We start from the raw sequence: 16,439 nt of genomic DNA, 5'->3' as shown, positions 1-16,439 counted from the left end.
TCCACATGTTGGGAGAAAACCGCTCAAATTCCCAGTCTTCGGAATCAGAACGCCCGAACGGGGTAGGGTCGCCGGGTGCACGTGACCGCGGTGACCCCGCTGGCCGCCGACAGCGGACCCCCGATCTTCCAGTGGAAGTGGGTGGACCGCAACGCGGACGACATTGTCCAGCGCCTCGGCGAACACATCTCGCTGACCGCCGCCGCGCTCGGCGTCGGGCTGGTCGTCTCGATCGGGCTCGCGGTGCTCTCGCTGCGGTACCGCTGGTCGTACCCGGTCATCCTGGGAACGGCCGGCGCGCTCTACGTGATCCCGAGCCTCGGCGCGTTCGCCGTGCTGGTGCCGTTCTTCGGGCTGACGTTCCTCACCGCGATGATCCCGCTCGCGACGTACACGCTGCTCATCCTGGTCCGCAACATCGTCACGGGCGTCGACCAGGTGCCGAACGAGGTCCGCGAGGCCGCCGTCGGCATGGGCTACACGCGCGGCAGGCTGCTCTGGCAGATCGAGCTGCCGCTGGCGCTGCCGGTGGTGATCGCCGGGCTGCGCGTCGCCGCGGTGACGACGATCGGCCTGGTCACGGTGACGTCGATGCTCGGCCTCGGCGGCTTGGGCTACTTCATCCGCGCGGGCATCCAGACGGCGACGCCCAACCCGACGGAGATCATCGTCGGCGTGGCGCTGTCCGTGGTCCTGGCGGTGGTCGTGGATCTGCTGCTGTGGCTCAGCGAGCGCCTGCTGGCGCCTTGGTCGCGGAAGGTGCGGGCGCGATGAGCTTCCTCGACCAGCTGAACGCGTGGCTCGCGGACCCCAACCGCTGGAGCTGGACCGACAAGGCCGGCATCCCGTACCGGACGGTGGAACACCTCCGGTTTTCGTTGCTGGCACTGGTGATCGCGGCCGTCCTGACGATCCCGGCGGCGCTGTGGCTGGCCCACTACCGCAAGGGCGCGTTCCTCGCGAGCAGCGCGGTGAACATCGGCCGCGCGATCCCCAGCTTCGGCCTGATCATCCTGTTCTGGTTCCTGGCCAGCCGCTGGGAGTTCGACACGACGTTCTGGCCGTTGCTGCTCGCGCTCGTCGCGCTGGCGATGCCCCCGCTGTTCACGAACACGTACGCGGGGGTGGTGTCCCTGGAGCAGGAGACGGTCGACGCGGCCCGCGGCACGGGTTACCGCGAGTGGCAGATCATGCTGCGCGTCGAGCTGCCGCTGGCGTCCCCGGTGCTCCTGGCGGGTGCCCGGGTGGCGTTCCTCCAGCTGATCGCAACGGTCGCGATCGGCGCGATCGTCAACGACGGAGGCGGCCTCGGCCGCTACATCGTCGACGGCTTCGCATTGGGAGCATCGGGCTACGGCGAGATCTTCGCGGGCGGTTTGGCGGCGGTGGTCCTGGCGTTGGCGTGCGACGGCCTGTTCGCGCTGATCACGCGTCTGGCCACACCCCGGGGTCTGGCTCTGCAGAACGCTCGGCGCGAGTCGTAGGAATCTCACCCTACGCAGTCGCGTCTTACGATCCGTGCATGGACCGGCCGAAGCCCAACGCCCCAAAGATCGTTCTTGCCCGCGAAGGGAAAGTCACCCATCTAGGTAACTTTCCCTTGAGCGTCAACTTTCCCGGACGGGTAAAGTTGCGCTTCTGGGGCAAGTTTTCTTGCCCACCAAGCTGACCACGTGTCACACTCAGCCCGTGGACGATGCGAACGACAGCGAAGAAGGCCTGGTCAAGCGGGCCGCGCAGACGTTGCGGTCGCTGCTGGGACCAGACTGGCAAGTAGCCGATATGACCCCCGGTGACGCGCAGGCGTCGCGCTCCTTCTTCGATGCTCGCCTGCAGATCACCCCACCGGACCGCAGCCGCTACACCGACGTGCTGGTGTCCGCATATCGCAGCCTGACGCCTCGGGCGGTGGAGCGGAACGTAGGTCCGATTCACGAGATTCTCGGTGAGACGAGCAACCCTCCCGTACTGCTCGTGGTGGCGCCGTGGCTTTCCCAGCGGACGCAGAACGAACTGCGCACACGAGGAATCGGGTACCTGGACCTGACCGGCAACGTCGACTGGTCGGTGGGCGCGCCCGCCATCAGGATCCTCACGCAAGGCGCCTCGAAAGCCCCCAAGGCGAACGGCGGAGAAGAGACGAAGTCCGTAACGCTCGCGGGGCCTCGCGCCGGCCGAGTCATACGCTTCCTCACTGATTTCCAGCCGCCCTACCGGGCAACACAAATCGCGGACGAGGCCGGGACCAGCTTGCCTTGGGTGTCGCGGCTGCTCGGGCAACTGGAAGATCAGTTGCTGGTCAGCCGTGACGGACGGTCGATCGTGAAGACCGACTGGGAGGGCCTCCTCCGCGCTCGCGCGGAAACGTACAGTTTGCTCCGCCACAATTCCTTCGTCGGCATGACTTCTCCCCACGGCCCCCAGGCTGTCCTTCGGGATCTCCGTGAGCTGATGAATTCGAAGGCATCGCAAAACGGCGACCGTTCCATCGCCGTGACCGGCCCGCTTGCTTCACGCGCGATCGCACCTTTGACCGCCGGCGGCCAGCTGATGCTCTACGTCCAGGCGGGCCCGCGCAGTCCTGATATCTGGGCCGACGAACTCGGCCTCCTCCGCACCGAAGACGATGCCGACGTCTTGTTCCTGCGCGCTTACGACGACATCGTCTTCAGCCGGACCCGGCAGGTCGACGGCATCCCTCACGTGGCGCTCACCCAGCTGGTGCTCGATGGCCTGGGCGGTCCCGGGCGAATGCCCGCCGAAGCCGAGGCGATATTGCAGCACATGGCCATGGATACAGATCATTGGCGAATGTCGTGGAACAAGGACGCTCGCGGATAGCCACGCAGACTTGAAACCAACCGTTCCCACATCAGCAAGAATGTGAGAGTTCAGGTGTCGAAGACCCCCGGCGGCGTCGAAATCGACGAATTGGCGCCCGTCGCCCGACGAGTTCTCCTCAATGGATTGATCGCCCTCGAAGCACATCGGGAAGCCATCACGGTGGTCGGAGCGCAGGCTGTGTATCTTCACACCGAGCGGGTGCCGATCACGGCCGGTGCGTATACCTCGGACGGCGACCTCGGCCTGGATCCCGCCCAGCTCGTCGACGAGCCACTGATCCAGGAAGCCCTACGCGAAGCAGGCTTCGAACGCCTCGACTCCCACCAGGCCGGCCTGTGGTTCAAATACGAGGAAATAGCGGGAAAGAGAGTGCCCGTGGAACTCGACCTCCTCGTGGGCGCCACTCTGGCGAAGACCGGGCGGCGCAGTGTCGAAATCCGCCCACACGACAAGATGGCCGCCCGGGCGGTCCCCGGCTTGGAAACCGCTGTGGTCGACCGGGAGCCCATGACCATCACCGCATTGGAAACAGCGGACCCACGCGTGGTTACCGTGCACGTCGCCGGGCCCGCGGCGCTGTTCGTAGCGAAGAGTCACAAGCTCCACGATCGGTTCGCCGACAGTGCGACGAACCCCAGCCGTCTCCACGACAAGGACGCCGGTGACATCTACCGGCTCATGGCTGGAACGCGTCCCTCCGACGTAGCGGCCCGATTCAGGCAACTGCTCGCCGACGACCGAGTCGGCGAGGTCACCGCGACGGGATTGACCTACCTGCGGGAGCAGTTCGGCGGCCGGGACACACCGGGCGTAAGGCTGGCCGTCTCGGCGCTTACCGGAGCAGTAGCCGAAAGCACGATTCGCACCTTCGCGACGGCCTATATCGCAGCCCTTCCTGAGGTCACCCGCTGAACGAGCGGCAAGCCGCGACCAGCCGCTCCACCTCGGGCCCCAACGGCCGGTCCTCCTCCACCGGGGGCACCACCGACCGCACCCATTCGTAAGCCGCACTCATGCCCGCGACTCCGTCCGAAGCCAGGTACCGCGCCTGCGACCCGGTGATCAGCTCACAAGCCGTGATCGCGAACAGGTGCGTCGCAGAGGAACGAAGCTGCTCCCCCGCCGCCCACGCAAACGCTTGCACGTCCTCCTGACCGGCCGAGGTATCCAGAGAACCGATCGTCGCCGGCGTTGCGAGACGGCGCAGCGCGTGCAGCTCGCCGACCGCCCTCTTGTGCAGCGGGACCAACCCCGCCCGCGGGCCGGGATCCGTCGTGAGCTGGGCCGGGAGCCCGCTGAAACGCTCGTCGAGCAGGCGGTGCATGCGCTGCACCGAGATCTCGCCGAGGTGCACCAGCGCCGCCGTCACCGCGTCCATCCGCAGCCCCAGGTCCACCGCGTGGTAGCCCGTCCCCGGGATGAACTCCCCTTCGACGAACGACGGCGAGTCACCCGGCATCGTCCCCCAGCGGCGCCGGGCCTCGGCGAGTTCGTCGTTGACGCGGGACGCGTGGGCCAGCGCCCGCGGCGCGACCCGCACCGACAGCGGCGCCTGCACGACCCCCGAACGCACCGGACCCACGCCCACCATTCCGGTCAGGGCCTCCAACAGCCGCCGCAGGTGGTCGTCGCCGCCCGCCATCACCGGGGCGAACACCTCGCGCGGCGCGCCGAGAACGTCGATCGCCATCGCTTCGGTGAGCGTCTGCAGCTGGATGAGCTGACGCGCTTCGCCCCAGCCGCGCTGCGCGTGCATCACGGCCAGCGGAGAACCCTGAAGCAGCGAAGCGCCTTCTTTCGGCCCCAGGACATACGGTTCGACGCCCCGCCGCGCGAGAGCGTCCGAAGCCGCGACCTCGACGCCGTCCTCGAGGACCGTGCCAATGCCGAGGAACGTCTGAAAAGCGTGCGACAGCGGGATGATCTCGCCCGAACTGCCGAGGCCGCCGCGCGGGACAGCGGGCGTGAAGCCGTCGTTGAGGCGGTCCACGAGGAACTGCACCAGCTCCGGGCTCACCCCCGACCACGGCTGCAGGAAATCACGCAGCCGCGCGATAAGCAACGCGCGGACGTCTTCGGGCGGCAGCCACGGCGGTCCGCCGACCGCGCGGCCGATCAGCAGGTTGCGCTGGTGCTCCGCCTGCTGTCGCTCGTCGAGCGCGACACCCGCCAGGCGACCCATCCCGGTGTTGACGCCGTAGACGGGCTTTTCGCGGCTTTCGAGCGCCGTCAAGAGCTCCTTCCGGCGCCGCCGCACCGTCTCCACCAGCGGTTTGTCCAGAACCAACCGTTCACCGTCGGCGAACTCGCTTCCGTCGACGATCATCGGTACGGCAGCATGGTGCCGACGCCGGAAGCCTCGGCACGGGCCAGGATCATGTCCGCCACCGCGACGTCCGTTGTGGACAGTCCGCGGTGCCAGAACAGGATCCGCTCGGCGTCGTGCTCGCGGCCCGGCTTCTTCCCGGCCACGATGTCGCCGATCTCGGCGTGGACCCCGTCCGCGGTGAGGAGGCCGGCGTTGAGCTGCGGGCGCAGGGCGCCGAACCGCGGGTTGCCGGACTGCGATTCGCGCCAGTCGTCGACGACGACCTTGTCGACGTCGTCGAGCAGCGTGAGCTCGAGCGCGCTGATCGTTCCGTAGGGCACCAGGAAGGTGCCCGGCCGGAGGAACTCGCGCCGCACCAGCGGCTCGGGCTCGACCAGCCGGGAGGCCTCGACCTGGATGTCCGCGCCGTCCAGGGTCTCCTCGGCCGTGGCGCAGACGCGGACGTCCTTGCCGAGCCGCTCCGACAGCCGGCGGCCGAAGTCCTCACGGGACTCCGGGCGCTTGCTGGTCACGCGGATCTCGGCGAAGTCGAACAACGAGTCGAGGAGCACGACGTTCCACCAGGCGGTACCGCGGGCGCCGATGTGCCCGAGCACCCGGGAGTCCGGGCGCGCCAGGTACTTCGCGCCGACGGCGGTCATCGCGCCGGTGCGGGCCTCGGTGATCATCGTGCCGTCGACGATGGCCCGCGGCATGCCGGTGTCCGGGTCGAGCAGCAGGATCAACGCCATTTCCGAAGGGAGGCCCCGTTCGAAGTTCCCCACGAAGTCACCGACGACCTTCACACCACTGACCTGCTTGGCGGAGAGGTGGCCGCGAAGGATGTTGAAGTGGCCCTTGCCGCCGTTGTCGGGCACGAGGTGCGTACGCGGTTCGAAGACGACCTGACCGCGGCCGTGGTCGGCGAGCACGTCCTCGACCGCGCCGACGATGTCCGCGTCCGTGATGCCGAGCGAGTCGATGTCGGCACCGGTCAGGTACCGGAGCCAGACGGACGTCACCGGGCGAGGTCCTCGATGACCTCGGCGCCGGGCAGCGAGGCCAGCGCGGTGCCGGAGATCAGCAGCTTGCTGCCGCGGATCCCGCTGCCGATGACGAGCTCGGGAGCGTCGGCGACCCGCTTGTCGACGAGGATCGGCCAGTCGGCGGGCAGGCCGACCGGCGTGATGCCGCCGTACTCCATCCCGGTCAGGGAGACGGCTTCGTCCATCGGCGCGAACGACGCCTTGCGGACGTCGAGCCGGCGCTTGATCACGCCGTTGACGTCGGCGCGGGTGGTCGCGAGCACGAGCGCGGCCGCGAACCGGACTTCGCCCGCGCGCTTGCCGGCGACGACAACGCAGTTCGCGGACGCTTCGAGCGGCGAACCGTACGTCTCGCAGAAGGCGGCGGTGTCGGCGAGCGCCGCGTCGATCTCCGCGACGCCGACGGCGTCCGGGTCGGCGAGCGCGGCCAGCGCCTTGGCGACGGGATCGGCGAGCAGGTCGGTACGCGAGGGGGCGGGAACCACGGTGAGGCTCCCGGCAATCGTCCAGGTCACCCCGCCAGGGTAGCTACCAGTTGGAGCCGCCGCGCTGGACCTCGATCAGCTTGGGTCGGACGTCCACGATGTAGACCAGGGCCGCGGCCATGGCCGGCACCCAGAAGATCATCCCCGGGCCCATCACGCTGAACAGCGCCATCGCGAGCGTCGCGCCGCCGGTGATGAGCATCCAGATGGGCTTGGTCTTGCGGTCGGCCGCGGAATAGGCGTCGGCGCGCTGAAGGAGCGCGTGCACGAACGCGAAGAGCCCGACCAGCGCGCTGCCCCAGTGGACTACTTCGAGGATCCAGATGGCAACCAGCACAGCGACAGCTTACGGCAAACCGCCCGAACGACCCCGGCCCCGCCACCGGGGTGCGGTGGCGGGGCCGGGGTGTTCACGGCGTTTTTACTTGTCGGCCTTGGGCGCGGCCGGCTTCTTCGCGGCGGCGCTGGTGGTCGTCCGGCGGGCCGGGGCGGCCGTCTTCGGGGCCGTCTTGTTCGCGACCTTGCGGCTCGCGGAACGGGTCTCGTGGGCGACGTCGTCACCCAGCTCCTCGATGGCCTCGGCGGCGTCGCCGGCGACCTCGGTCACCTTGCGGGCGGTCTTCTCGCCGACCGAGCGGGTGCGCTTGGTGAAGGTGCCCAGCACGCCGTCGACGCGGTCGCGGACCTCGGTGGTGACGCCCTCGACCTGACCCTGCGCGGTGGTCAGGGCCTCCTCGAGCTGCTCGATGGCTTTCTTGACCTGCGGCTGCGTGGAGAACTTGTCCCACGCCTGCTCGCCCGACTCGGCCAGCTTGTTGTACAGCTTGAGCGCGGCCTCGGTGTACTCGTCGATGACCTTGCGCAGCTCGGCCGGGTCCAGCTTCTCGCGGAAGCTCTCGACGTCGGTCGGCAGCTCCTGCAGGTTCTTGCGGGCCGTCTCGCTGCCCTTGGTCACGTTCTCCTTGGCCTTCGCCACGGCGTCGGTGACGGCCTGGCCGGCCAGGTTGCCGGCGCCGAGCGCGGCGAGCAGCGGGGTGCGGACCTGGTCGAGGGCGCTGGTCACGGCCTTCTTGACGTCTTCGGTGGTCTTGGGGGTCGTCATGGTGACTCCTTGGAGTTTGCGGCTGGAGTGGTGTCTGGGGTGTCTGCGGTGGGAGACGACTCGGCGGCCGGCCGTGCCGCGGCGTTCTCCCGGCGGAAGGACTCGTAGACGTCGAGCAGGACCTGCTTCTGCCGTTCGGTCAGCTCGGCGTCGGCGCGAATCGCGTCGCCCACCGGCCCACCCGTCGGCAGATCGAGGATCCCGGCCTGCACGTACAGCGCTTCGGCTGAAATGCGCAGTCCCTTGGCGATCTGCTGCAGGATCTCCGCGCTGGGCTTGCGCACCCCGCGCTCGATCTGGCTCAGGTACGGGTTGGACACGCCGGCGAGCTTCGACAGCTGGCGCAACGAGATCTTCGCGGTGTTGCGCTGCTGGCGGATGTACTCGCCGATGTCGGAGGCGATGTCCGCGACCTTCTCCATGGGACTGCCGGATCCTGGCGTCCCACCGGTTTCTGCCATCCGGTCACCTCCTCGCGACACCAACGACGCTACGCTCGTGTGCTAGCTATTGCAAGCACTCTGCTTGCAACTATCGGGCGTGATGGTCCTCACCCGCTAACGTGAGCACATGACGCGCTCGGCCCGGCTGCGGCGGCGCCTCGTCGAGCACTTGCTCGACGAGGACGTCCTGCACGCCCCGGAATGGATCGCCGCCTTCCGCGCGGTTCCGCGCCACGTCTTCCTGCCGCGGTTCTTCGCGCCGGCGGGCGGGCTGTGGGCGGCGGTCGACCGGGAGGACCCGGGCTGGCTGGAGACCGTCTACTCGCGCGACGTGCTGGTCACGCAGCTGGACGACGACCCGGACCGATGGGACCTCGCCCGGCGCACCGGGCCGGTGGCGGGAACGCCGACGAGCTCGTCGAGCATGCCGTCGATCATGGCGATCATGCTCGAGGAGCTGCGGGTGCGCGACGGGCAGCGCGTGCTCGAGATCGGCACCGGCACCGGCTACAACGCCGCGCTGCTGAGCCACCGCTGCGGCGCCGGTCAAGTGTCCACAGTGGACGTCGACCCGGTGATCGCCGGCGAGGCGCGTGAACGGCTGGCCGTGGCCGGCTACCGGCCGGCGTGCGCGGTGGGCGACGGCGCGCTCGGCTTCCCGGCCGGCACGCTGTTCGACCGGGTGCTGTGCACCGCTTCGGTTTCCTCGATCCCGCTCGCGTGGCTGGCGCAGACCGCGCCGGGCGGGCTGGTCGTGACGACGCTGAACCGGCCGATCGGCGCCGGGCTGGTCCGGCTCGTCGCCGGCGAAGACGGCACCGGGCAGGGCCATGTCCTCGCGCGCGACGGCCGCTTCATGCCGCTTCGCGCGCACCGGCTGGCGGAGGCCGACCCGATGCCGTCGCCGCGGCGCGACGACTGGGAGCAGACGCGGCTGCCGCTGTCCACGGTGATCCAGCCGCGCAAGCAGTTCGAGTTCTTCGCCGGGCTGGCGATGCCGGGCGTCCGGCCGGTGCGCGACCAGGACGGGACGGACCCGCACGCGGCGGGCGGGCCGGGCGACAGCGGGCTCGCGCTCGTCCACCCGGACGGCTCGTGGGTCCGCCACCGCAAGCGCGGCGGCGCGGACGAGGTGGCCCAGGGTGGCCCGCGAGCGCTGTGGGAGCTGGCCGAGGCCGCCTACGTCGAGTGGTGCGAGCTGGGCAAGCCGGAACGCGACCGCTTCGGGGTGACGGTCACCGGGGAGCGCCAGGAGTTCTGGCTCGACTCACCGGACGGCCGGACCTGGCCACTCGACTAGGGCAGCCGCGCCCGGATCCACTTCTCCACGTGGTCCGCCGCGTCCTCCGCCGAGGCCTCCGTCGTGTCGAAGAGGTCGACCCCCAGCTCCGACGCCGACTTCTGGAGCCAGTCGTTGAACTCCAGCATCTCCTCGATGCGCGGCTCGTCCCACTCCCGCCAGGCCGGCCGGGCCCGCAGCCGGCGGCGCAGCGACTCCGGTGAGCCGACCAGCGCCAGGTAGTGGATGTCGCTGAAGAACGCGCGCTCCGGGAGCGGCTCGAACTCCGGGGGCGCGACCGTGCCGCACAGCACGACCGGGCGGCCGTTCTGGTGCAGCATCGCCGCCATCCGGAGCCAGACCGCGCGGAACGCCGCGACGTCGTCGCGCAGCGCACCCGTCCAGAGGACGTCCTGCTCCAGCACGACGACGTCGCCGGCGAACCGTGCTGCGAGCAGCGGCCCGAGCGTCGACTTGCCGGCGCCGCTCGGGCCGGTCAGTGCGAACAGCGGCAGCCGCCGGAACGGCCACCGGTGCCCGCAGCGAGCGCACTCGAGGGTGCCGCCGGAGACGACCGGGCGGTCCGCCCGGTCGCCGCACGACGAACAGATCCGCAGGTCGAGACCCACCTCAGTCGAAGAGGTTTTCGAGGAAGCCGCGCTTGCGGTGGCCATGCCCGTGCGGCCGCGGGGAATCCGAGTACCCGCCGCCGCGATAGCCCTTGGGTGAATCCGCGTAGCCGCCGCCCCGGTAGCCCTTCGGCGAGTCCGGGTAGCCGCCACCGCCGCGGTACGGGCGTGGCGAGTCGGACCGGCCGTAGGGCGCCGGGCCTCCTCCCTGGTAGGGCGGTGGCTGCCCGCCGTAGAACGAACTCTCCGCACCGGAGATCGCTTCGAGCTCACCGCGGTCCAGGAAGATCCCGCGGCAGCCTTCGCACTGGTCGATGTGGACGCCGTTCTTGTCCACGGTCCGCATCTGGTTCTGACACTTCGGACAAATCACACATCAGAGCCTACGCATAAACGCGTCAGCAGGCGCAGAGGCAGAACGGGTGGCCCACCGGATCGGCGTAGACGCGGAACGTCTTCGGCGCGTCATCCAGCAGTTTCGCGCCCAGGCCGAGCACGCGCTCGTGCGCCGCTTCCAGGTCCGTGACGTCCAGGTCCAGGTGCAGCTGCTGCGGGTTCTCCGCGGACGGCCACGACGGCGGCCGGTAGTCGGGCACCCGCTGGAACGCGATCCCCGCGCCGCCCGCGGGGTTGGGCAGCGTGACCCAGTGGCCGTCTTCGGCGACTTCGGGCGCGCCCCACTCCAGCACCGCCCGGTAGAACCCGGCCAGCGCGACCGGGTCGGGGCAGTCGAGGGCCACCACACCCAGCGTCGGTACCGCACTCATTCGTCGCTCCCTTCGATCGCAAGTAACCAGTCAATGCAGTATGTGGGTTAGCGCACGCGGGGGCAACCACCGACCGCCGTACACTGGCGCAGTGCACACCGACGCATCCCTCGTCGTGGAGTTCCTCAACACGGTCAACGTCGAAGAGGGCACTGACCTGCTCGAAGATCCCGGGCAGTGGCGGGGGTGGGCGGCCGGCCGCGCGTTGACGGCCAACCCGGCCGCCGAGGCCCGCGCGGCGCGGGACGCCCTGCGCGCCGCGATCGGCGACCCACGGCTGCCCGGCGGAAGCCTCGACGTCGGCACCCGCATCTCCCTGACCGACGACGGCCCGGCCCTGGTCGCGGACGACGTCGTGGGCGCGGTGTTCGCGGCCTGCGCACGGCTCGTGGTGCGGGGCGACTGGATCCGGCTGAAGATCTGCCCCGCGGACACGTGTTTGTGGGCGTTCTACGACGAGTCCCGCAACCGGTCGCGCACGTGGTGCTCGATGCGGGTGTGCGGAAACCGCGAGAAGGCGCGGGGCTGGCGGGCCCGCGCCGCCGAGACCGCGGCGGGCTGACTGCCACGGGCGGACCCGATCGTCATGAAAGGGTCGTTCACCGCGCCCGGCGACAGGAAAGAGTCGTTCATGACATCCGGCACCGGGCCGACGGGCTCATCCGAGCGGCGGACCCCCGGAAGACTGTGGACAACTCCGCAACCGAGCACCACATATCCACGCCCCGACCGGCCCACCCCCCACACGTTGTGGACAGCGATTAGGCCATCACCGTGAAAACCTGTGGATAACCCCGGGGATAACTCAGCTTCCTGTGGACAACTGGTTTGAACGTCCCCCAGGTGTGGTATACGACCTAGCCGTCAGAACAGCAGCTCCGCCACCGCGTAGATGACGAGCCCGGCCAGCGCACCCACGACCGTGCCGTTGATGCGGATGAACTGCAGGTCGCGGCCCACCTGGAGCTCGATCTTGCGTGACGTCTCCTCCGCGTCCCAGCGCTCGACCGTGTCCGTGATGATCGTCGTGATCTCGCCCGAGTAGTTCTTCACCAGGTACGCCGCCGCGCCCTCGACCCAGCCGTCGGCCTTCGAGCGCAGCTGGTCGTCGGTCACCAGCCGCGACCCCAGCGACATCAGACCCAGGCGGACGCGCCGGCGCAGCTCGCTCGACGGGTCCTCCGCCGCGTTCAGCAGCATCTCCTTCGCCGTGCTCCACGCCGAGCCGATCAGGCGCTGGACCTCTTCGTGGTTCACGATCTGGCCCTTCACCTGCTCGGCGCGGGCCATCACGTCGGGGTTGGTCTGCAGGTCCTGGGCGAACTCGCCGAGGAACTTGTCCAGCGCCAGCCGCATCGGGTGGTTGACGTCGGTCTTCACCGCCCACGCGAAGGACAGCACCTCGCCGTAGACCTTGTCCGCGAGCATCTCGTCGACGAACTTCGGCGACCAGCTCGGCGCCCGGTCGGACACCACGCGCAGCATCGTCGTGTGGTTGTCGCGGACCCACTCGTAGCCGCGGTCGCACATCAGGTCCACGAGCTTGTGGTGCGCGCCGTCGGCGAACACGCCCTGGAGGATCTTGCCCAGCGGCGGGCCCCACGGCTTGTCGATGATCCGCCGCGCGACCGCCTGCTCCATGATCGCCTGGACGTCCTCGTCCCGGAGGACGCGAACGGCCGCGCGGACGACGGTGGCCAGTTCGGACGTGACGCGCTCGGCGTTGTCCTCCTGGGCCAGCCACCCACCCAGGCGGCGGGCGATCTCGACGCGCTTGAGCTTGTCGCGGATGACCTCCTCGGAGAGGAAGTTCGACCCGACGAACTCGCCGAGGCTGCTGCCCAGCGCGTCCTTCTTGTTCGGGATGATCGCCGTGTGCGGGATCTTCAACCCCAGCGGATGGCGGAACAGCGCCGTGACGGCGAACCAGTCGGCCAGCGCGCCGACCATGCCGGCTTCGGCCGCGGCTCGCACGTAGCCGACCCAGCCCGGCCAGCCGCTCGACTGCGCCCAGCTGGTCAGCAGGAACACGACGGTGGCGCCGATCAGGAAAGACAGCGCGACCAGCTTCATCTTGCGCAGCGCGCGCCGCTTTTCCGCTTCGCCGGCAGGGCCGCCCGGCGGATCGGCGGGCGTCACCTTGGCGGGGGTCAGTTGCTCCACACCGCCATTGTCCGCGAGGATCGCTGATCGTGCGCGAACCTGCTCTCGTCCCCCGCCTCCGGCCGTTCACGTCGACCATCTTCGCCGAGATGACGGCGCTGGCCGTCCGGCACGACGCCGTCAACCTCGGCCAGGGCTTCCCGGACACCGACGGCCCGGCCGGCATGCTCGACGCGGCAAAGAACGCGCTGTTCGGCGGCGCCAACCAGTACCCGCCGGGGCCCGGGCGCCCCGAGCTGCGGGCCGCGATCGCGCGGCACCGGCTGCGCTACGGCACCGAGTACGACCCGGACACGGAGATCCTCGTCACCGCGGGCGCGACCGAAGCCATTGCGGCAGCGTTGATGGCACTGACCGAAGCCGGTGACGAGGTCATCGTCATCGAGCCCTACTACGACTCCTACGCGGCCGCGGTCGCGATGGCGGGTGCCCAACGCCGGGTCGTCGGGCTGGTCGAAGGCCCGGACGGCCGGTTCGGCCTCGACGTCGAGGGGCTGCGCGCCGCCGTCACGCCGCGGACGCGGGCGATCCTGGTCAACTCGCCGCACAACCCGACCGGCACCGTGTTCACCCGCGCCGAGCTGGAGGCGCTCGCCGCGCTCTGCGTCGAGCACGACCTGATCGCGATCTGCGACGAGGTCTACGAGCACCTGGTCTTCGACGACGCGGAGCACATCCCGCTGGTCACGCTGCCCGGGATGCGGCCGCGGACGGTCAGCATCTCGAGCGCCGGGAAGACGTTCAACTGCACCGGCTGGAAGATCGGCTGGGTCTGCTCGACGCCGGAGCTGGTCGCGGCGGTGAAGGCGGCGAAGCAGTTCATCACCTTCGTGTCCGGCGGCCCGCTGCAGCCAGCCGTCGCGCACGCGCTCGACCACGAGCTGGCCTGGGTCGACGGCCTGCGCGAGAGCCTGCAGGAGAAGCGTGACCGGCTTTCGGCCGGGCTCGCCGACGCCGGGTTCGCGGTGCGGCCGACGGCGGGCACGTACTTCGTCTGCGTCGACGTGCGGCCGCTCGGCTTCACCGACGCCGCCGACCTCGCGTGGGAGCTGCCCGGGCGGGTCGGGGTCGCCGCGGTCCCCGTGAAGGTGTTCACCGATCACCCGGACGAGTGGAAACACCTCCTGCGTTTCGCGTTCTGCAAGCGCAATGACGTCATCGACGAGGGCGTCACCCGGTTGCGCAAACTGGTCTGACGACCGCGACGGCGAGGCGGAAACTTTCCGGCCGCCGAATCGGGAGCGAAACCCGGCGGGCCGCGCCCGACGCGCCCGGCGACCGGTGCGGCACGCGCGGGCACCGGCCGGGCGGGGTTGACCGATTGCCGTAGCCGGTGGTCACGCTCCGCGATCATGAAGGTGACTTCGGGTCTTCGGCGCAGCCTGGCGAGCTCGGGCCGGGCCAGCGGTCAGTCGGCCGACGATGATCACGGACCGGAGCCGCAGGAGCGACGTGGATCCGAGCCCGGCGGACCACTGTGGACCCATTCGGCCCAGCGCACGTCCCACGCTCCGGGCGCCTGCCCGATCGTCCGGCTGAAACCCGGGCCCACGCACCGAAAGCCACCGTACCGGCACGGAAAGCGACCGAGGTGTCGGAAACATCAGGTCAACGCTCGAATGTGCAAATTGCAGAACTCGTCCGAATGGCCGCAGAGTAGCCCCCGAACGGCACTGAGAGTGATCAACTCGTCGGCCGCAGATACCTTGCCCGGTAGGGCCGTTCCGTCTTACGGGCTGGATCGAACGCGGGAGAGATGAAAGACTCCCGAGCGGTGCTAGAAAGAGTGCAGCCCCGGGGGAACTGCGACCTGGCCGGAGAAAGACCCCAGCAAGAACAAACTCGAGCGGGCGTCGCTGGAGTTTCAGGCGCGGACGGTGGTGGTGGCGGTGAGCATTACGGCGTACGCGCGCCGCAGCGCCCCCGCGCAGCCTGCGCTCACAGCGGGTGAATCCGCGCGCGCCCCGCGGCCCTGGGCCGCCGCGCTGCAGCGGCCCGCCGCCAAGATCCTGGTCACCGGGGGCCTGGCCGTCGCCGGGTGGCTGCTCACCGCCGCCCTGACCGGCAACACCGCGTCGGCCGCCGAAACGGCGAGCTGCCCGGACGCCCCCGCCGCCTCCACTGTGGACCATTCGGCGAAGCTCTTCACGCACCACAGGCACCACAAGAGCCACCGCGAAGCCGCCGTCACGTGCACGCGGCAGTCGGACGAAACCCAGGCCGACCAAACGACGGCTGACGAGACGACGGCCGGCGAGGCCACGGCCGACGAGACCGCGAAGCCGGCCGCAGAGACCAAGACCGTCGCGAAGCAGAGCGCGGCGAAGTCCACGAAGGACACTCAGACCACCGAAGAGCAGGCGACCACGACGAAGGCGACCTCGTCCGGCGGCCTGCTCGGCGGGCTCGTCGGCGGCGTCCTCAACGTGGTCGGCGGCACGCTGAACACCGTCACGGCCACCGTCAGCGGAACGCTGAGCACCGTCGGCGTCGTCACGGACACGCTGTCCCACACCGTCCTCGCGCCGCTCACCCAGCCGCCCGCGGACGACCCGGACGCGCCCGTCCTGCTCCCCCTCGACGACATCCTGAACCCGATCCTCAACGGCGGCTCGAACTCGGGCGGCGTCACGGTCACCGTGCCCGGCGTCGTCGGCGACAGCGTCACCCAGGTGACCGCCACCGCCGCCGAGACCGCCCCCGCCGCGGCGGAAACGACGACTACTACCTCGCAGACCTCCCGGGTCGCGGTCGTGCACCTCGTCGAGGTGCAGAACACGCTGCCCGCCCAGCAGGAGCAGCCGCGCGACTCCGGTGTCCACGCCCGCAACGGCGGGGGCGGCGACAGCACCCCGGGCCTGCCCGGCGGCACGAGCGCCCCGAGCGCGCCGGCGCCGACCGCGGCCGCCGGCCACGACGGCCCCGGTGGCGCCCGCCACCCGTTCGCCGTCCACACCGACAGCGCCACCACCACCCAGCTGAAGCTCATCGGCGCCAGCCTCGACCGCGACGTCGACGGCGCGGGCAGGGAAGCCTCCCTGCCCACCACCTCCCCCGACTGACCCCTGACCGGGCAGCCGGGGAGAACTGCGTCCAAAACAAGATCAACTAGACGCGTGTGCACGCCGTGAAGGCGTGACACTTCCCCTGCTCCAGTACGCGATCCGTGACTCTTTCACGTCTCGTGACGCTCATTCGCGTCCGACGTACCCCAGGGGCTGAAAGCCATGCGAAACCACAGTCTTCCCGACCGGCCGACCGCGCCCGGCCGAGTCGGATCCCGGTCCCGGCGCCGCGCTGCCCCCGCGGCCCGACACCAACATCGTGCTCGCCCGGGTGCCCGACATCCCGACCGCGCTGGCCTGGCTCGACT

18 protein-coding genes are annotated in these 16,439 nt (G+C 70.0%); 8 read left to right on the top strand and 10 right to left on the bottom strand.

What is annotated here, in order from left to right:
- The first annotated feature begins 75 nt into the window (after positions 1 to 75).
- The 4 genes from AB0C38_RS30725 to AB0C38_RS30710 all read left to right on the top strand — a co-directional run bounded on the left by AB0C38_RS30725 (position 76) and on the right by AB0C38_RS30710 (position 3,756).
- Positions 76 to 774, top strand: a complete 699-nt coding sequence (locus AB0C38_RS30725) for an ABC transporter permease (protein ID WP_360680061.1) — start codon at positions 76 to 78, stop codon at positions 772 to 774.
- A complete protein-coding gene (locus AB0C38_RS30720; protein WP_360680058.1) occupies positions 771 to 1,484 on the top strand; it encodes an ABC transporter permease in 714 nt (237 codons plus the stop codon). Before AB0C38_RS30725 ends, AB0C38_RS30720 begins: the two co-directional genes overlap by 4 nt.
- Positions 1,485 to 1,689: 205 nt before the next feature.
- Positions 1,690 to 2,841 carry a helix-turn-helix domain-containing protein gene (locus AB0C38_RS30715; RefSeq protein WP_360680055.1) on the top strand — a complete coding sequence of 384 codons (1,152 nt, stop codon included), beginning with the start codon at positions 1,690 to 1,692 and terminating at the stop codon, positions 2,839 to 2,841.
- A 54-nt stretch (positions 2,842 to 2,895) separates the two neighbouring features.
- Positions 2,896 to 3,756, top strand: a complete 861-nt coding sequence (locus AB0C38_RS30710; protein ID WP_360680052.1) for a hypothetical protein — start codon at positions 2,896 to 2,898, stop codon at positions 3,754 to 3,756.
- Here the strand turns inward: AB0C38_RS30710 and AB0C38_RS30705 are convergent.
- From AB0C38_RS30705 to AB0C38_RS30680, 6 genes are all read right to left on the bottom strand, one after another.
- The gene (locus AB0C38_RS30705; RefSeq protein WP_360680049.1) at positions 3,746 to 5,170 is read right to left on the bottom strand and encodes an aromatic amino acid lyase; all 1,425 of its coding nucleotides are present in this window, start codon (positions 5,168 to 5,170) and stop codon (positions 3,746 to 3,748) included. The genes AB0C38_RS30710 and AB0C38_RS30705 overlap by 11 nt on opposite strands.
- Positions 5,167 to 6,174: an ornithine cyclodeaminase family protein gene (locus AB0C38_RS30700; RefSeq protein WP_360680046.1), complete on the bottom strand. Its 1,008-nt coding sequence runs from the start codon at positions 6,172 to 6,174 to the stop codon at positions 5,167 to 5,169. The genes AB0C38_RS30705 and AB0C38_RS30700 overlap by 4 nt, the downstream gene beginning before the upstream one ends.
- Positions 6,171 to 6,713: a YbaK/EbsC family protein gene (locus AB0C38_RS30695; RefSeq protein WP_360680043.1), complete on the bottom strand. Its 543-nt coding sequence runs from the start codon at positions 6,711 to 6,713 to the stop codon at positions 6,171 to 6,173. The genes AB0C38_RS30700 and AB0C38_RS30695 overlap by 4 nt, the downstream gene beginning before the upstream one ends.
- Before the next feature lie 13 nt (positions 6,714 to 6,726).
- Positions 6,727 to 7,020, bottom strand: a complete 294-nt coding sequence (locus AB0C38_RS30690; protein WP_155548692.1) for a DUF2516 family protein — start codon at positions 7,018 to 7,020, stop codon at positions 6,727 to 6,729.
- 84 nt (positions 7,021 to 7,104) lie between these two features.
- The gene (locus AB0C38_RS30685) at positions 7,105 to 7,785 is read right to left on the bottom strand and encodes a hypothetical protein (RefSeq protein ID WP_360680040.1); all 681 of its coding nucleotides are present in this window, start codon (positions 7,783 to 7,785) and stop codon (positions 7,105 to 7,107) included.
- Entirely contained in the window at positions 7,782 to 8,207 is a 426-nt protein-coding gene (locus AB0C38_RS30680) for a helix-turn-helix transcriptional regulator (protein WP_360680453.1), read from the bottom strand. Before AB0C38_RS30680 ends, AB0C38_RS30685 begins: the two co-directional genes overlap by 4 nt.
- 148 nt (positions 8,208 to 8,355) lie before the next feature.
- Here AB0C38_RS30680 and AB0C38_RS30675 point away from each other — a divergent pair, with 148 nt between their 5' ends.
- Complete coding sequence (locus AB0C38_RS30675) at positions 8,356 to 9,528, top strand: methyltransferase domain-containing protein (protein ID WP_360680037.1); 1,173 nt, start codon at positions 8,356 to 8,358, stop codon at positions 9,526 to 9,528.
- On the opposite strand, the gene AB0C38_RS30670 is transcribed toward AB0C38_RS30675, so the two are convergent.
- The 3 genes from AB0C38_RS30670 to AB0C38_RS30660 are packed head-to-tail and all read right to left on the bottom strand — an operon-like array spanning position 9,525 to position 10,903.
- On the bottom strand, positions 9,525 to 10,136 hold the full coding sequence (locus tag AB0C38_RS30670; protein WP_360680034.1) for a nucleoside kinase: 612 nt from the start codon (positions 10,134 to 10,136) through the stop codon (positions 9,525 to 9,527). The genes AB0C38_RS30675 and AB0C38_RS30670 overlap by 4 nt on opposite strands.
- A gap of 1 nt (position 10,137) precedes the next feature.
- On the bottom strand, positions 10,138 to 10,509 hold the full coding sequence (locus AB0C38_RS30665) for a zf-TFIIB domain-containing protein (RefSeq protein WP_360680031.1): 372 nt from the start codon (positions 10,507 to 10,509) through the stop codon (positions 10,138 to 10,140).
- Positions 10,510 to 10,534: 25 nt separating this feature from the next.
- A complete protein-coding gene (locus AB0C38_RS30660; protein ID WP_360680028.1) occupies positions 10,535 to 10,903 on the bottom strand; it encodes a VOC family protein in 369 nt (122 codons plus the stop codon).
- 91 nt (positions 10,904 to 10,994) lie between these two features.
- Here AB0C38_RS30660 and AB0C38_RS30655 point away from each other — a divergent pair, with 91 nt between their 5' ends.
- Positions 10,995 to 11,465 (top strand): CGNR zinc finger domain-containing protein, encoded by a 471-nt coding sequence (locus tag AB0C38_RS30655; RefSeq protein WP_360680025.1) that lies wholly within the window; start codon positions 10,995 to 10,997, stop codon positions 11,463 to 11,465.
- A 302-nt stretch (positions 11,466 to 11,767) separates the two neighbouring features.
- Here AB0C38_RS30655 and AB0C38_RS30650 read toward each other — a convergent pair whose 3' ends face one another.
- Positions 11,768 to 13,066, bottom strand: coding sequence for a DUF445 domain-containing protein (locus tag AB0C38_RS30650; protein ID WP_360680022.1), 1,299 nt, complete (start codon positions 13,064 to 13,066; stop codon positions 11,768 to 11,770).
- A 29-nt stretch (positions 13,067 to 13,095) separates the two neighbouring features.
- Here AB0C38_RS30650 and AB0C38_RS30645 point away from each other — a divergent pair, with 29 nt between their 5' ends.
- Together AB0C38_RS30645 and AB0C38_RS30640 are read left to right on the top strand one after the other, a co-directional pair.
- The gene (locus tag AB0C38_RS30645; protein ID WP_360680019.1) at positions 13,096 to 14,262 is read left to right on the top strand and encodes a pyridoxal phosphate-dependent aminotransferase; all 1,167 of its coding nucleotides are present in this window, start codon (positions 13,096 to 13,098) and stop codon (positions 14,260 to 14,262) included.
- 693 nt (positions 14,263 to 14,955) lie between these two features.
- Positions 14,956 to 16,128 carry a hypothetical protein gene (locus AB0C38_RS30640; RefSeq protein WP_360680016.1) on the top strand — a complete coding sequence of 391 codons (1,173 nt, stop codon included), beginning with the start codon at positions 14,956 to 14,958 and terminating at the stop codon, positions 16,126 to 16,128.
- The last annotated feature ends 311 nt before the right edge of the window (positions 16,129 to 16,439 follow it).

The sequence above is a fragment of the Amycolatopsis sp. NPDC048633 genome (genome assembly GCF_040650695.1).
In the GTDB taxonomy this organism is placed as follows: Bacteria; Actinomycetota; Actinomycetes; order Mycobacteriales; family Pseudonocardiaceae; genus Amycolatopsis.
This window is presented reverse-complemented; position numbering and strand designations above follow the sequence as displayed.

Coding starts and splice junctions, on each gene's coding strand:
- AB0C38_RS30720 (WP_360680058.1), top strand. CDS start 771: ATGAGCTTCCTCGACCAGCTGAACGCGTGGCTCGCGGACCCCAACCGC.
- AB0C38_RS30705 (WP_360680049.1), bottom strand. CDS start 5,170: ATGATCGTCGACGGAAGCGAGTTCGCCGACGGTGAACGGTTGGTTCTG.
- AB0C38_RS30685 (WP_360680040.1), bottom strand. CDS start 7,785: ATGACGACCCCCAAGACCACCGAAGACGTCAAGAAGGCCGTGACCAGC.
- AB0C38_RS30680 (WP_360680453.1), bottom strand. CDS start 8,207: ATGGAGAAGGTCGCGGACATCGCCTCCGACATCGGCGAGTACATCCGC.
- AB0C38_RS30675 (WP_360680037.1), top strand. CDS start 8,356: ATGACGCGCTCGGCCCGGCTGCGGCGGCGCCTCGTCGAGCACTTGCTC.
- AB0C38_RS30660 (WP_360680028.1), bottom strand. CDS start 10,903: ATGAGTGCGGTACCGACGCTGGGTGTGGTGGCCCTCGACTGCCCCGAC.